Here is a 16,235-nt window from a genome sequence, read left to right on the forward strand (position 1 = left end):
CTTATGCCGTTGCTTTCGGTTTGAAGTTTCGCAGTCGCAGCGCATTGGTGAGTACAGAGACCGAACTCAGTGCCATTGCGCCTCCTGCAATGATGGGATTGAGGAGCCAACCAAAGACGGGGAATAGAATGCCTGCGGCGATCGGAATTCCTACCGTGTTGTAGATAAAGGCAAAGAATAGATTCTGCCGAATGTTGCGAATGGTGGCGCGGCTCAGTTGAATTGCCGTCACAATGCTTTGCAGATCTCCAGAGATTAAAGTGATGTCACTTGCCGCGATCGCCACATCGGTTCCGGTTCCGATCGCAATTCCCACATCTGCCTGAGCCAATGCAGGCGCATCATTAATGCCATCTCCAACCATTGCCACAATTTTCGATTTTGCGTGTCGGCGTGACTTTGTTCGAGTCGTGGAGGTCTTGCCTATCTGACCGCTCTGAATGGCTGCGATTGTCGCCGCTTTTTGGTCGGGTCGGACTTCAGCAATCACAGTTTGAATCCCAACTTCCTGTGCGATCGCATCTGCGGTTTGCTGGTTGTCTCCGGTGAGCATCACCACTTCAAGTCCCAATCTTTGCAGCGATCGGATCGCTTGAACCGAAGAAGGTTTCAGCGCGTCAGAAATGCCCATTAAACCTTGAAGTTGTCGATCGATCGCAATCAGAATCACCGTTTTCCCCAGTGCCTCTAATCGAGCTTTTTCCGCTTGAACTGAAGTGGTATCAATTTCTAATTCATTCAACCAACGTTGGGTTCCAATTTGAACCAGATAGTTCTTTACGGTTCCCTCAACGCCACTTCCAGCAATGGCTTCAAAGTTCTGAACCGTCTCTAAAGTGACTTCTTGAGATTGGGCATATCGCACAACTGCTTCAGCTAAGGGATGCTCTGAATTTTGCTCGATCGAGGCTGCTAACTTCAACAGATTGAGTTCATTCGCAGTTCCAACTGTGCTGATAAAGTCAGTGACGGTGGGTTTGCCCTCAGTAATCGTTCCAGTTTTATCTAGCACGATCGTTTCAATTTGGTGCGCCAGTTCTAAGCTTTCGGCTCCTTTGATCAAAATGCCGTTTTCGGCTCCTTTGCCAGTGCCAACCATTACAGAAGTCGGGGTGGCAAGTCCGAGCGCACAAGGACAAGCAATAATCAGAACGCCGACCGTTGTGATGAGGGCTAAAGTCACGTTGCCCATGAAGTTGAACCAAACTAGAAAGGTGAGAATTGCGATCGCAATCACCACCGGAACAAACCAGCCTGTGACTTGATCCGCTAATCGCTGAATCGGTGCTTTCGAGCCTTGAGCTTGTTGGACAAGTTGAACAATCTGCGCCAGAACCGTATCCTTTCCAACGCGAGTTGCTCGAAATCTGAAGCTTCCAGTTTTGTTGATCGTCGCGCCAATCACTTCATCACCGGGTTGCTTTTTCGTTGGGACGCTTTCACCTGTTACCATCGATTCGTCAATCTGCGAACTGCCTTCAACAATTTCACCATCGACAGGAATTTTCTCACCTGGACGCACGATCACAATATCTCCGATCCGAACATCCTGAATTGGAACTTCAAGTTCCCGCCCATTGCGAATGATTCGAGCATCTCGCGCCTGCAATCCAATCAGCTTCCGAATCGCTTCAGAGGTTTGCCCCCGCGCCCGCATTTCGAGCAATCGACCGAGCAAAATCAGCGTGATGATTACATTTGCCGCTTCGTAGTAAACATCGGGGTTGAGTCCCTGAGATAGAAAAAAGTTAGGAATCAGCGTCGCGACGAGTGAGTACAGATAAGCGGCTCCAGTTCCCAATGCCACTAGAGTATCCATTGTTGCGGTATGTCGCTTTAAGGCTTTCCAAGCATTGATAAAGAATTCTCGACCTGCCCAGAACAAGATCGGAGTGGAGAGAATCAGTTGTAGCCAAGAATTGTGCAGCCATGTCGGAATGAATGGAATCGGAATTCCTAGCATCATTGGCAATGAGCCAACCACTAGAATCGTGCTGATCACACCCGCAACGATGACTTTCGTTCTGAGATGCCGAAACTCTCGCAATCGGGCAGTTTTTTCGGCATCCGTTTCATCGGTGATGAATTCCTGGTCTTGCAGCGAGTAAGAACCATAGCCCGCATCGACGATCGCGCTTTGAATCTGCTCTAAATTCGTGCGACTAGGATTGAATTGTATCGAGGCTTGTTCGGCTCCGAAGTTGACGCTAACCTCTGCTACACCCGGAACTGAACGAATCGCATCTTCAACGCTGCGGGCGCACGAAGCGCAACTCATCCCCTGCAATTTCAGCGTGTTTGTTTCCATGATAGATAAACCTATGCGACGGTGTAGCCTGCATTCGTAACAGCTTCTTTAACGGTGTCTTCTGAAGCTTGAGTTTCGACGCTGACTTGCTTTGTTTTTGGGTCAGCACTGACTTGTGCCGTGGGGTCGATCGTTTTAATTGCAGTCGTGATCGTGGCGCTGCAAGCCGAACAAGCCATATTGGGAACGGTAAACTGAAGAGACATTGTTTGATCTTCCTTGAGGCGAGAAGTGAACTGTCTTTATCTTGAACCCTCTAGTGGGCTGGAGAGTCAAGCAATTGCCTCAAAGTATTCCTACAGAATGAGAAGAGGCTATCTCTACGCCTCAGAGACAGCCTCGATCGAACTAATCTAGTTTGGTTAAGCCATTGCCGCAGCCATTTGACGGCAAGACTCGGCGCAACGGCGACAAGCTTCAGCACATCGCTTACAGTGGTCGTGATTGTGTTTGCTGCACTCAGCCGCACAGCGATCGCAAGCTTCAGCACAAACGCCACAGAGTTGAGCATGAAGATCAGAATTGCGAGCCATAAACCGAGCGCAAATATCGCAGGTATCCGCACAGTCGCGACAGGTCTTGATGCACTGAGCCATCATTTGCACCATGTCACTATCGAGGCAGGCAGTTGCACAGGTTTCGCACTCGCGCAAACAATCAAGACACGCTTCGATACAGGCATCGAGTTGGGATTGATGAGATTGGGTTGCAGTCATGATGAAACTCCTAGAGTGTAAAGTCCAAAGAACTGTAGTTGCGTTCTTGGCTTCCACGGTAGGAAGTTGCTGATACGGTCGCCTCTAGCATCTGAAGTAAAATTTTCTACGCAAGATCAAGACTATTGATGGAACGTCATTTCATGCTGATTTCATGTTCATCTGATATGCCCTTAAAATATTCCTGATTTAATCGAAACACTTCACCCTCATTTCATCTTCGTATATCAGGATAGTAGTTAGCAGCTTTAAATCTGTAAAAGTCTTTTGATCGGCAATCAAGTTTCAAAGAATCATTTTTGCTGCTGAATCTGATCACAATTGTCTTTCTCACTCCCGAACTGGGATCAAGTCAAAGCTTACCTAGCCCTCATCGCTTCATTGCTCAATTTTCCACAGATTCCAGTGTGCCAGTGATTCACCCTACATCTGAGCTTGGTATGCCTAATGTGGAAGGAAAGTAAATGAAAGCTCACTCGACTCGATCATCTACAAATTCACACACCGAAATGAGTATGAAGCCAAAAGTGACGCGAACACTCCGTAAAGCAAAGCTACTGCAAATTTTTGCTGTTATGCTTTTGACTTTGTTAGCGCTTGCGATCGGTGTTCTGATTGCTGCTTTCTACGGCAACTTCAGCATGAGCAGCAAGAATATGCCGCAGACTGCAATGCCAGGAATGAACCGAAGTAATGGATCGATGCCAGGAATGGACATGAATGGCGCATCTGCTCCTGCTCCAGTTGTGTCGTTGCCTGCCGCACCGATGAGCAGCGTTTCTCAAATGAATGGCTTGGTGATGCCACCCGGAATGATCATGACTACTAATACAAGCATGGAAGCAATGGCAGACATGGCAGCCGTCGATTTAACCAAGATTGCCTACACTGCTCCTGCGGATGCACGAGGCGACCAGGTGCTAGAACCTAAGCTAGAAAATGGCGTTAAGGTTTTTAATCTAGATGTTTCTTTAATCAAGTGGAATATTCTACCTGGAACACAAGTCGCTGCCTATGCCTTTAATCGCCAAGTTCCTGGTCCTCGCATTCAAGTGACAGAAGGAGATCGTATTCGCATGATCGTCAAAAACAATCTGCCTGAGCCAACAACGGTTCACTGGCACGGCATGATTGTGCCAAATGATATGGATGGACCTGCTGATGTCACTCAGAAATCGATCGCGCCTGGTGAAAGCTACACCTACGAATTCACGGTTAAGCAGTCGGGCACTTACTTCTACCACTCGCACAAAGATGTCGATCGACAACAAACGCTAGGAATGTACGGCGCGTTGATTATTGAACCGAAAAAAGCGAATACTCCCGCCTTTGATCAAGATGTAACGGTTCAACTGCAAGAATGGACGGTGAAACAAGGATACACTTTTCCCTCAATGCCAATGGAAGGTTTATTACCCAACTTCTTCACTATCAACGGCAAAGCCTATCCTTCTACTGAAACGGTCAATGCTAAAGTCGGCGAGAAAATCCGCTTCCGCTTCATTGGGTCAAACAATGCCTTCATTCATCCGATGCACATCCACGGTGGACCTTTCAGAATTGTAGCAACCGATGGGAATCCGGTTCCAGTTGCTGCCCAGATCGAGAAAGACACGATCAATGTTGCACCAGGTGAGCGGTATGACGTAATTTGGACGGGACGAGAGAAGGGAAAATGGTTACTGCATTGCCATATTGCTCACCATGCCACTAACGATAATGTTGAGATGCAAGGTGCAGGGGGACTAACGATGCTAATCAATGTCACCTAACACGCATTCCATTTTACTGAAAAGGTTGCCTTTCTGTTTGGGAAAGGCAACCTTTTTTAAGTGCTGAAAAGATTGCAGAAAAAGGCGATCGCTACTTTTTCAAAATTCTTTGAAACACCACTTGACTCTCCAGTTGACCAGACACTTTACAGTAATAATCAGTTGAGAAAAGAATCTTGGTTCTGCAAGTGTACGTTGCTTCAAAGCGCCGTTTGAACTAGCAGATCGGAAACCACGATCATTCTCCAAAGCTTTCAAGACTATTCCCTAACTCCTTTTGAGAGGTTCATCATGACGATGCTAAACAATAAAACGACAGAAACTAACACGAAAAAGGTTACGGTTTATCGAATGTCGATGCCTGAGCATGAATGTCCTTGGGGACTTCGGGCGATCAAGCTCCTTCAAGAACAAGGCATCGAATTCGAGGATGTGAAACTGCGATCGCGCGAAGAAGTTGATCAATTTAAAGCAAAACATGGGGTTGCAACGACACCTCAGATTTTCTTTGGTTCAGACCGAATCGGAGGCTACACCGATCTCGCAGAACGGCTGAAAGTCGAAGCTGAAAAAGCTGAATATTCTTACACACCCGTCGCCGCAGTCTTCTCAACGGCTGGATTAATGGCACTAGCAACATCACTTGGAATTCCTGGATTTATGGGTTTTTCGCTCTCGTTGCTGGCTTCTCTTAAGCTGATGGATCTGAATTCGTTTGCTGAGAGTTTCGAGAAGTATGATCTCGTCACCAAGCGCTTTAAGCCTTACGGAAAGATCTACCCGTTTGCTGAGTTGTTGATCGGGCTTGGATTTCTGTCTGGTATTGCACCGTTGGCGACTGGCATTAGCTCATTAGTTGTCGGAGTTAGCGGAGCAGTTTCAGTGTTCAAAGCAGTTTACATTGATAAGCTGGCATTGAATTGTGCTTGTGTGGGTGGCAATTCTAAAGCACCGTTGGGTGTTGTGAGCTTTGCTGAGAATACAATCATGGCGGTAATGGGCGGAATGTTGACCTTCTCTTCATTGTCAGAGGCAAACATTCAACCGATGAGAGCCTTAGAAGCATCGCCGCCCGCCGTTGTGCAAATGCAAGAAAGTAACCCGAATCAGGCACGATGAGTTTCGTTGTCTTGTTCAAGAGACGTTAACAAAGAGATTTCAGGAAATCAAAGTTATTGTCGGACTTGCGAGTAAGAACTCAATTCTGATTGTGGAATTTGCCAATCAACTGCGATCGCAAGGACGCTCTTTAGTTCAAGCAGTCGTGGAAGCGGCTCAAGAACGCTTGCGCCCGATTTTAATGACCGCCATCGCTACACTGCTTGGAAGCTACCCATTATTAGTAGCGACTGGAGCTGGAGCTGCCAGCCGCCAATCCCTCGGTACGGCTGTGTTTGGTGGAATGTTCGTTGCGACGTTTTTGAGCTTATTTGTGGTTCCTATCTTGTACATTGTGGTGAAGTCGATTCAATTCAAACTCATGGGAATACCACGCCGCAGCCGGGAGTCGATCGAGCCGTCTTAATAGTTCGTTCAAACCTTAAGCTCTTGTTTGAGTTGAGCAACCCAAGCTTTAATGCGATTGTCACTCAACTCTGGCTGATTATCCTCGTCTAATGCCAGCCCCACAAACTTGCCATCTCGAATCGCTTTCGATTCGGTAAAGTCATACCCTTCCGTTGACCAGTACCCAACCGTTTCGCCGCCTTGCTCGGTAATCTTTTCTTCGAGTATCCCCATTGCGTCTTGGAACGAATCTGCATAATCAACCTGATCGCCTTCACCAAAGTAGGCAACTTTCTTTCCGCTGAAATCGATTTCATCTAGCTGCTCGAAAAAGCTGTCCCAATCATCTTGAAGTTGCCCAACATTCCAGGTCGGACAGCCGATGATAATCGCTGGATATTTCTCAAATTCACTTAGCTCTGCTTGAGAAATTTCGATCAATTCTATGATCGAGTCTCCCCCAAATTCAGCTTGGAGCGTTTCTGCTGCGGTTTGAGTGTTTCCGGTTTGAGTTCCATAAAACAGTCCAATGCTTACCATACTGCCTCCTTGCCTCAATTCATGACAGTCCTCCAGAAGCGGAGGTCGACGTTCATTAGCTTAGAAATTAGTCGAGGTGACGACTTCTCTCCGCTGAAGGATTGAGTGAATGATCAGATTCTAACGATTGGCATAGTTCGACTTCATCCTGATTTCATCTTCTTATGCCATCGTAAGTAGGTGGGCGGTTCCCAAAACTGATGTAGAAATATCCGCACAAAACTTCGTCGGTTTTGGCTTGACTGTCCAGCTTACTGGATGGTTGACAATTTAATCAAAGCAACTTGTAGGTTTAGTAAATCATGCGACGCTTAATTTTCAAACACAGCTTATTGGGACTCTCGATCGGTGCAATTGTCGCCCTCGGTGGACTTGCTGCTTGCTCGAATTCTGCTCAGAATTCAACCTCCAACCAAAATCCGACTGCTACAGGTTCACCAATGGCAGGAATGCCAGGGATGGATCACAGCAATATGCAGCATGGCAATATGCAGCATGGCAATATGATGAATATGGATTTAGGGGCAGCCGATGAGAACTTTGATTTGCGCTTCATTGATGCAATGGTTCCTCATCACCAAGGAGCCGTAAAAATGGCGCAAGAAGCATTACAAAAATCGAAGCGTCCTGAAATCAAGAAGTTAGCTCAATCGATCATTGCGGATCAGGACAAAGAGATTGCTCAAATGCAGCAGTGGCGGAAAACTTGGTACGCGAGTGCCGCGAGTACCCCGATGGCATGGGATAGTAAGACGAAAAGCATGATGCCAATGACTCAAGATCAAATGAATGGCATGATGATGAACATGGATTTGGGAGCAGCCGATGATCAGTTTGACTTACGCTTCATCAATGCCATGATTCCGCACCATGAAAGCGCGATCGTCATGGCAAACGATGCCAAACAAAAGTCGAAGCGTCCTGAGATTCAGAAGCTAGCAGCCGCGATCGTCTCTTCTCAACAAGCCGAGATCGATCAGATGAAACAATGGCGCAAAGCTTGGTATAACCAATAAATTACGAGAGTCATCCTGCGATCGTGAGTGACATTTCATCCTGATTTCATTTTTATATGGAACACTGAAAGCTAGTTACCGAATAACGCTCGGAGCAAATTTGCTGAAGGGATTGATTTACTATGTATCCCTTCAGCTTATTCGTAATAGCAAATGATGCTTTGGAAAATTCAAAAAGCCTGAAGATTCAGAAGTTCGCGACAGGCATTGTTGCTTTACAGCAAGCCAAAACTGACCCGATGAAGCAATGGCACAAAGCCCCATGTAACCAGTGAACGATTTCATCCCTGTTTCACATTTGACTGTCACAATGTAAAACATTGCTGCACTATCAGGAAACTTCACCATGCCAAGTCTTGCTGTTTCTGTTTCCACCTCGATTTGCCGTCTTTCAGCCACATTGCTAACGTTAGGATTGTTGGCAGGAAGCCCTGCGATCGTGCTAGCTCATGGCGGGCATGGTGACGAATTCAAAGGCGGAGCAACACAGTCATCGGGAAGTGTTCAAGTCGATGCAGCAACCGCTCAACGACTCGGCTTTAAGGTTGAGCCTGTCACCCGACAACGTTTAGCCTTTGGCATCAAGACGACCGGGCAAATTGAATCGCTGCCGAATCGCCAAGTCGAGGTCACAACACCAGTTGGGGGAACCTTGCTCCGATTGCTCGTGAAACCTGGTGATGCAGTAGAAGCAGGGCAACCGTTGGCAATGATGACCAGTCCTGACCTAGCACAGTTAAGAACTGAAGCACTCGATCGACGCAGTGAGGCGACAGGCACAGTCCAACAGGCAGAAGCAGATTTACAGCTTGCTCAGGAAAATCTAGACCGTCAGAAAACGATCGTAGATCGAGAAATTCAGCAAGCACGATCGTCGTTTGATTTTGCTCAAGAAAGTTACACCAAAGATCAACAGTTAGCTCAAACGGGAGCGTTACCTCGACGGGCAGCACTTGAATCCGGGACGAAACTGGCAGAAGCGAGAGCGAACCTATCGAAAGCAGAAAGTCGATTAGCCGTTTCGGAAGCTCAGGCTCAATTAAAGCGGGCACAATCCGCGTTAGAGGTTGCGCGATCGCGGGTGCAACTGAGTGGACAAACTTATGAGACTCGCTTGCGACAACTCGGAGCCAATGCCAACGAAGATGGCACGATTACAATTACGGCTCCAATTTCAGGGACAGTTGCCGATCGAGAAGCGACCCCTGGAGAATCGGGACAAGATGCAGGGAAGAAAATTTTAACGATCGTCAATGGCAGCAGTGTGCAAGCATCGGGCAACATTTACGAAAAAGATCTCAATCAAGTTCGAGTCGGTCAGCCTGTTCGCGTGAAGGTGAATGGATTAGCCGATCGTACTTTCAACGGACGGATCAGCGTCGTTGGATCAGCCGTGCAAGGTGAAACTCGTGTTGTGCCTGTGAAGGTGGAGCTAGACAATGCAGACGGAGCCTTGAAGCCAGGAATGTTCGCGGAGATTGAAGTCCTAACCGATCGCACTCCGGTTTCTGTGTTAGCGGTTCCAAAATCTGCGATCGTCGAAACCAACGATAAAAAGAAAATTGTCTTTGTACAAAACGGCAATGCGTTTCAAGCTACAGAGATCGCATTGGGACGAGAATCCGGCGATTTTATTGAAGTCACAAACGGCTTATTTGACGGTGATAAGGTGGTAACACAACGCGCCCCGCAACTGTACACGCAATCCTTACGAGGAGACACTAAAGCGGATGCAGGACACAGCGAAACGCCTTCTACAACCGCTCAAGCCTCCTCAAATTCTCTACCTTGGTGGCTAGTCTTACCTGTGGGGGGTGCGATCGTGGCAGGAACCTTCTGGGCAGGTACAGTCTGGTCGTCACGTCGTCAGCGTCGGCTTCAACCTGCTGTAGAAAATGCGACTCCTCATGAGACTGAAATTTACTTTCATTCCAACGGTAACGGCTCGAAGCCAAGCACGATTCAGCCTCCAGCAGAGATTTTAGAAACTGATCGTAATCCTCATCAGAATTAATTTCTGTGTAATCCCTTCGACATTGATTCTGTCATGCTAGGAAATATTGTTCGATCTGTGATTGCCCGTCGATGGATTGTGGTGTTGATTGCCCTGATCGCAACGCTCTGGACAGTCAAAATCATTCCACAGATGCCATTGGATGTCTTTCCATCTTTTGCGCCTCCCCAAGTCGAAATCGAAACCGAATCGACTGGACTTGCACCCGAAGAAGTTGAATCATTGGTGACTTTACCGATCGAGAGTGCGATTAACGGAACTCCAGGCGTGACCAATGTGCGATCAACTTCTGCCCCTGGAATCTCAGTGGTCAGAGTTATTTTTCAATGGGGAACTGATATCTATCAAGCGCGGCAGCTCGTTACTGAACGATTGCAGCAGGCACAAAGCAAGCTACCGGAGGGGGTTGAAATTCCCCGCATCTCTCCGATTAGTTCGCCAATTGGAACGATTCTAAAATTTGCCTTGACCGCAGACACCACCTCAATGATGGAACTAAGACGGCTCGTTGATTGGCAGGTCACGAATCGATTGTTAGCAGTTCCAGGCGTGAGCCAAGTCAGCGTGTACGGCGGCAATGAGCGGCAGTATCAAGTTTTAGCTGATCCTGCAAAACTGAAAGCCTTTAATGTATCCCTAGAACAAGTGACAGAAGCGGTTCGGAATGCAAACGTGAATGTTCCAGGTGGCTATTTAATTGGAGCAGATCGAGAAAGACTGATTCGCGGGATTGGGCGGATTGAATCGATCGACGATCTCAAGCAGTCCGTCATCGATTCACGAAACGGCATACCAATCAGATTAATTGATGTCGCTGAGGTTCAAATTGGAGCAGCACTAAAGCGCGGCGATGGCAGTGTGAATGGCAAACCTGCGGCGATCGTTATGGTGAATAAGCAACCACAAGCCGATACGCCAACGGTCACGAATGCGGTGATTGCAGCAATGAATGAGATCAAAGCGGGATTGCCCAAAGATGTCAAAGTCGATGTTACTTTCCGACAAGCAGACTATATCGAAGCTTCGGTCGAAAATGTACGATCAGCATTGATCGAAGGCAGTCTGATTGTGGCTGCTATTTTGATTCCATTCCTGATGAACTGGCGAACCTTGACGGTATGCTTGCTTGATTTCTTTCTCACCTTACTGTTTGCGTTGCTTGTCTCTCACTATTTGGGGCTTGGACTAAATACGATGACATTAGGTGGATTAGCAGTGGCGATCGGGACTGCGGTTGATGATGCGATCGTCTATGGTGAGAATACCTACCGTGCCTTACGAGAGAATCGCTTTTCGCCGGAACCGCGATCAACTTTAGAGATCATTTTTGAAGGTAGCCAGGAAGTTCGAGAATCGCTGATTGGCGCGACTTTAATTGGGATTGTCGTTTTTTCTCCCATCTTTACGCTATCGGGGGTAGAAGGGCGAATTTTTACACCAATGGGCATTTCTTATCTAGTAGTCGTAGTTGTTTCAAGTTTAGAATCGCTGATTGTTTCTCCCGCTTTGTGTGCGATTCTACTTCCACACGGTCGGATGTCAGAGCAGGAACCTGTGGTTGCCCGGTTCTTCAAGCGCTTATACTCGCCGCTTTTACAGTTCGCAATGCGTCGATCGCTGATTGTTCTATCCGGTGCGTCAGCACTAATGATCGTGGCATTGATGATTCTGCCAAGTCTCGGACGTGAGTTCTTGCCAGAGTTTCAAGAGCAAATGTTAGTGAACACTTTGACGCTTTATCCGGGCACTGCTTTGGAAGCAACGAACCGGGCGGGATTTGCTTTAGAAGATGCACTCAAGGGAGACGATCGCTTCAAGTTCATTCAAACCCGCGCCGGACGCGCTCCGGGTGATGGTGATGCAGGCGGCGTGAATTTTGCTCACCTCGATGTAGATTTGAGCGAGAAAGGACTGGAAGATCGAGAAGCAAGTCTGAAAAAGCTCCGAGAGGAAATGAGCAAGCTACCCGGAGTAGCAACAGGGATTGGGGGCTTTATTTCTCACCGTATGGATGAAGTACTCTCAGGTGTGAGAAGTCAAATTGCTGTGAAAATCTTCGGGGCTGATCTGGGTGAACTACGATCGGTCGGTGAACAGGTTGAAGCACAGATAAAAACGGTTTCAGGCGTGGTCGATTTGCAGCTTGAGCCGCAAGTGCCGATCGATCAAGTTCAAATCGCCTTCAATCGACAAGCCGCCGCACGATACGGCTTGAGCGTTGGACAACTGGCGGAAGTGATCGAAACTGCCTTAAATGGTCGAACGGTTTCACAAGTTCTGGAACAACAGCAAACCTTTGATTTGATAGTGTGGTTGAAGCCTGAAGCGCGGAGTAATTTAAGTGCGATCGAGAACTTACTTATTGATGCTGGGAATGGTCAAAAGATTCCACTGGCGCAGGTTGCAACGATTCGCAATGGTCAAGGACCGAACACGATTAACCGTGAGAATGTCTCGCGCCGAATCGTTGTCTCGGCGAACGTGAGCGGGCGAGACTTGCGATCGGTGATGACCGAAATTCAATCCAAAGTAAAGCAATCAGTACAAGTGCCAGCAGGTTACTTTATCCAATATGGCGGACAGTTTGAAGCTGAAGAACGCGCCTCGCAGAACATTCTGATTTATAGCTTGATTGCCTTTGTCGTGATCTCGGTGCTGATGTATTTGACGGTGAAATCGATTCCTTCGACTGCCATGATCATGATCAACTTACCGATCGGGCTAGTCGGTGGTGTGATCGCGGTTGCCCTGACTGGAGGAGTCATTTCTGTCGCTTCGCTGGTCGGCTTCGTCACTCTATTTGGGGTTGCCACTCGAAATGGACTCTTGCTCGTCGATAACTATAATGCAAAATTTGCGGAAGGAATGCCAGTCAAAGAACTGCTGGTAAAAGGTTCGATGGAGCGATTAAACGCGATTCTAATGACTGCCTTGACTTCAGCATTAGGATTAGCACCGCTCGTGATTGCGGGTGGACCTGGAAAGGAAATTTTACAGCCCTTATCGATCGTAGTTCTGGGTGGATTGTTCACCTCAACCGCTTTAACGCTGTTAATCATTCCTGCGCTTTATAGCCGATTTGCCAAGCTGCTTTTTTCCAAACCCAAATAGCACGATGAAAGGAATTTTTGCAGGTTTGGAAGTTTCATCTCTGTTTCATATTCTCCTGAGATCATGAGTTATGGGTGAATACAAGCACGATTTTTCTAGGGAGTAGTTCGCCGATGCTCAATTCGATTGTTAGAGGGTCGATCGCGCAACGGTGGTTGGTTGTCCTTGCCGCAATTCTTCTCTCCCTCTGGGGACTGCGAGTGATGACGCAGATGCCCTTAGATGTATTTCCAGCGTTTGCTCCACCTCAAGTCGAAATTCAAACCGAAGCTGCCGGACTCGCACCCGAAGAAGTTGAATCACTTGTTACTCGCCCGATCGAAAGCGCGATTAATGGAACGCCTGGACTGGTTTCTTTACGATCCGCATCCGCAGTCGGGATCTCTTCAGTCAAAGCGGTTTTCAGTTGGGATACCGATGTCTACCGCGCTCGTCAGCTCGTGACTGAGCGATTAGGACGAACTCAGAGCATTTTGCCGCAAGGTGTGGAGCAGCCAGAAATCTTGCCTGTGAGTTCACCGCTCGGCTGGACGGTGAAATATGCCTTCACCTCGGACTCAACACCGTTGATGGAGGTATCCAGGCTAGTCGGATGGGACATCAAAAATCGATTGTTAGCAGTTCCAGGTGTGAGTAATGTGTTTCTCTATGGCGGGGACGATCGACAGTATCAAGTGCTCATCGATCCCAACAAACTCAAAGCATTTAATGTGTCAATCAACGATGTCGTGAAAGCGGCTCAGAATGCAAATGTGAATGTTCCAGGTGGGTTTGTTGTTACACCCGATCAAGAACTCTTAGTTCGAGGCATTGGGCGAATTGAGTCGATCGAACCTCTCAAGCGATCGGTGATCAAATCTGTTAACGGCACGCCGATTCTGCTCGAACAAGTCGCAGAGGTAAAAATTGGAGCCGCACTTAGACGGGGCGATGGATTGTTTCGCGGTAAGCGATCGGTAATTCTCACCGTAACGAAGCAACCGAATGCAGACACACCCACTGTTGTAAAAGCAGTAGACGCAGCAATGGAAGATCTCAAAGGGGGGCTGCCGCCAGATGTGAAATTTTTCAAAACGTTTGATCAAAATCTGTTTATTGGCTTGTCGATCGAGAACGTCAGAGATGCACTACGCGATGGCATCATCATTGTTTCGGTGGTGCTGATTGCGTTTTTGATGAACTGGCGCACGGTAGTGATCAGTCTCAGTGCATTACCGCTCTCGTTGCTGGTCGGAATGATTATTCTCAATTGGACAGGACAAGGCATCAATACAATGACGCTTGGTGGCTTAGTTGTCGCGATCGGTTCAGTGGTCGATGATGCGATCGTTGATATGGAGAATGTCTACCGCCGCTTGCGAGAAAATCAGGTTGCAGAACATCCGAAGCCACCTTTGCAGGTTGTGTTTGATGGCTCGATTGAAGTCAGAACCAGCGTTTTATTCGCGACGATCATCATTGTGGTAATCTTTGCGCCAATTTTTGCTCTCTCCGGCGTTGAAGGTCGAATTTTCGCACCGATGGGGCTTGCCTACCTTTTATCGATCCTGGCATCCACGATCGTCGCATTAACGCTCACGCCTGCTTTATGTGCGCTATTACTTGCGAATCGCCGTCTACCGAGCACTGAAACTTGGCTAGAGCGCAAAGCACATCAAGTTTATCGTCCTGCTTTAAGATTCTCGATTCGTCGTCCCAAAGTTGTTTTAACGACTGCGATCGCAGGATTCATTGCTTCGCTGATGATTCTGCCCGCATTGGGAAGTGTTTTTCTGCCGGAATTCCAGGATCGGCAGTTAGTTAACGCTGTGATTTTGTTTCCCGGAGAATCACTAGAAGCAACCAATCAAGTCGCACTTGACTTTCAAGAGGCATTCAAAAACGACAAGCGCATCGAATCAATCCAGTTCCGGTCTGGCTTCGCTCAAGGTGATCCCGACGTAGCGGGCGTGAACTTTGGCGAATTAGATGTCGAGATCAGTGAAGAAGGCGCGAAAGAGCGCGAAAAAGTAATTGAAGCATTGCGAAAAGAAGGCGAGAAGATCCCTGGTGTGGTAATCAACATTGGCGGCTTTATTTCTCACCGCATGGACGAGATTTTGTCGGGGGTGAGGAGTGCGATCGCCGTTAAAATCTACGGGGCTGAACTCGATCAGCTTCGGACGGCTGGGCAACAGGTTCAGACTGCGATGAATGGGATTCCAGGCTTAGTTGATTTGCAGCTTGAGCCGCAAGTGCCTGTTAAACAGGTACAAATTCAGTTCGATCGCGATGCTGCCGCTCGATATGGGCTGAGTATTGGGGAGCTTGCAGAAACGATCGAAACTGGACTCAACGGGCGTACTGTTTCGCAAGTGCTGGAAAAACAGCAAACTTTCAACTTAGTGGTTTGGTTACAAGAGCAATATCGGAATAACTTGGATGTCATTAGCAACTTACTGGTTGATACTCCAAATAATCAAAAGATTCCGCTTTCTCAAGTAGCAAAAGTCGTTTACGGCGAAGGACCTAGTACAATCAATCGAGAAAACGTCTCACGCTTAATTGTCGTTTCTGCCAATGTGTCAGGGCGAGATTTAGGATCAGTGATCAAGGATGTTCGCGATCGCGTGAAGCAAGTCAAACTCCCTAGCGGCTACTACATTGAGTTTGGAGGACAGTTTCAAGCACAAGAGCAAGCTACCCAAACTCTAATCATTTCTGGACTGGCAGCATTTGCAGTAATTTCAGTTCTGCTCTACTTTGCTGTAAAATCCATTCCAGCAACTTTGATGATTATGATCAACTTGCCGTTAGCATTGATTGGAGGGGTGATCTCAGTCGCAATCAGTGGTGGGATCATTTCGGTTGCATCAATGGTCGGATTTATCACACTGTTTGGAGTCGCCACTCGAAATGGCTTACTATTAGTCGATAACTATAACCAGCAGTTAGCTCAGGGCATTCCACTCAAGCAAGTGATTGTAGAAGGCTCAATGGAGCGGTTAGTTGCGATTTTATTAACTGCACTTGCATCGGCATTAGGCATGGTTCCACTCGTGATTGGATCGGGTGCAGGCAAAGAAATTTTGCAGCCGCTTGCTGTTGTTGTTCTAGGGGGACTATTTACGTCTACTGCGTTGACGCTGCTAGTGCTTCCCGCTTTGTATTCACTCTTTGGAAAGTTCATGATGCCAAAGCAAACCGACGTGATCGCGGCGAGTAACGATCGTGTTTCTCATCTCAATGTTGCAGAATCTTAAATTCAGGAGA

At 47.6% G+C, this 16,235-nt stretch carries 11 protein-coding genes; 7 read left to right on the forward strand and 4 right to left on the reverse strand.

Annotated elements, in window-relative coordinates:
* Window position 1 precedes the first annotated feature (1 nt).
* The 3 genes from J0L70_RS06375 to J0L70_RS06385 form a co-directional block, all read right to left on the reverse strand.
* Window positions 2–2,308 (reverse strand): heavy metal translocating P-type ATPase, encoded by a 2,307-nt coding sequence (locus J0L70_RS06375; RefSeq protein ID WP_287453607.1) that lies wholly within the window; start codon window positions 2,306–2,308, stop codon window positions 2–4.
* An 11-nt stretch (window positions 2,309–2,319) separates the two neighbouring features.
* A complete protein-coding gene (locus J0L70_RS06380) occupies window positions 2,320–2,514 on the reverse strand; it encodes a heavy-metal-associated domain-containing protein (RefSeq protein WP_287453609.1) in 195 nt (64 codons plus the stop codon).
* A gap of 156 nt (window positions 2,515–2,670) precedes the next feature.
* The gene (locus J0L70_RS06385) at window positions 2,671–3,024 is read right to left on the reverse strand and encodes a four-helix bundle copper-binding protein (RefSeq protein ID WP_287453611.1); all 354 of its coding nucleotides are present in this window, start codon (window positions 3,022–3,024) and stop codon (window positions 2,671–2,673) included.
* Window positions 3,025–3,533: 509 nt separating this feature from the next.
* Between J0L70_RS06385 and J0L70_RS06390 the strand changes: the two genes are divergently transcribed.
* The 3 genes from J0L70_RS06390 to J0L70_RS06400 all read left to right on the forward strand — a co-directional run bounded on the left by J0L70_RS06390 (window position 3,534) and on the right by J0L70_RS06400 (window position 6,321).
* Entirely contained in the window at window positions 3,534–4,796 is a 1,263-nt protein-coding gene (locus tag J0L70_RS06390; protein WP_287453612.1) for a multicopper oxidase family protein, read from the forward strand.
* Between the two features lie 291 nt (window positions 4,797–5,087).
* Window positions 5,088–5,915 carry a glutaredoxin family protein gene (locus J0L70_RS06395; RefSeq protein WP_287453613.1) on the forward strand — a complete coding sequence of 276 codons (828 nt, stop codon included), beginning with the start codon at window positions 5,088–5,090 and terminating at the stop codon, window positions 5,913–5,915.
* A complete protein-coding gene (locus J0L70_RS06400) occupies window positions 5,875–6,321 on the forward strand; it encodes an efflux RND transporter permease subunit (RefSeq protein WP_353736615.1) in 447 nt (148 codons plus the stop codon). The genes J0L70_RS06395 and J0L70_RS06400 overlap by 41 nt, the downstream gene beginning before the upstream one ends.
* A gap of 8 nt (window positions 6,322–6,329) precedes the next feature.
* Here J0L70_RS06400 and fldA read toward each other — a convergent pair whose 3' ends face one another.
* On the reverse strand, window positions 6,330–6,842 hold the full coding sequence (fldA, locus tag J0L70_RS06405) for a flavodoxin FldA (protein WP_287453614.1): 513 nt from the start codon (window positions 6,840–6,842) through the stop codon (window positions 6,330–6,332).
* Window positions 6,843–7,144: 302 nt separating this feature from the next.
* Between fldA and J0L70_RS06410 the strand changes: the two genes are divergently transcribed.
* From J0L70_RS06410 to J0L70_RS06425, 4 genes are all read left to right on the forward strand, one after another.
* Window positions 7,145–7,858: a DUF305 domain-containing protein gene (locus J0L70_RS06410; protein WP_287453615.1), complete on the forward strand. Its 714-nt coding sequence runs from the start codon at window positions 7,145–7,147 to the stop codon at window positions 7,856–7,858.
* A 346-nt stretch (window positions 7,859–8,204) separates the two neighbouring features.
* Window positions 8,205–9,872: an efflux RND transporter periplasmic adaptor subunit gene (locus tag J0L70_RS06415; RefSeq protein WP_287453616.1), complete on the forward strand. Its 1,668-nt coding sequence runs from the start codon at window positions 8,205–8,207 to the stop codon at window positions 9,870–9,872.
* Between the two features lie 33 nt (window positions 9,873–9,905).
* Entirely contained in the window at window positions 9,906–12,983 is a 3,078-nt protein-coding gene (locus J0L70_RS06420; RefSeq protein ID WP_287453617.1) for an efflux RND transporter permease subunit, read from the forward strand.
* A gap of 113 nt (window positions 12,984–13,096) precedes the next feature.
* On the forward strand, window positions 13,097–16,225 hold the full coding sequence (locus J0L70_RS06425) for an efflux RND transporter permease subunit (protein ID WP_287453619.1): 3,129 nt from the start codon (window positions 13,097–13,099) through the stop codon (window positions 16,223–16,225).
* Window positions 16,226–16,235: the final 10 nt, after the last annotated feature.

The sequence above is a fragment of the Leptolyngbya sp. UWPOB_LEPTO1 genome (assembly GCF_017302695.1).
In the GTDB taxonomy this organism is placed as follows: Bacteria; Cyanobacteriota; Cyanobacteriia; order Leptolyngbyales; family Leptolyngbyaceae; genus Leptolyngbya; species Leptolyngbya boryana.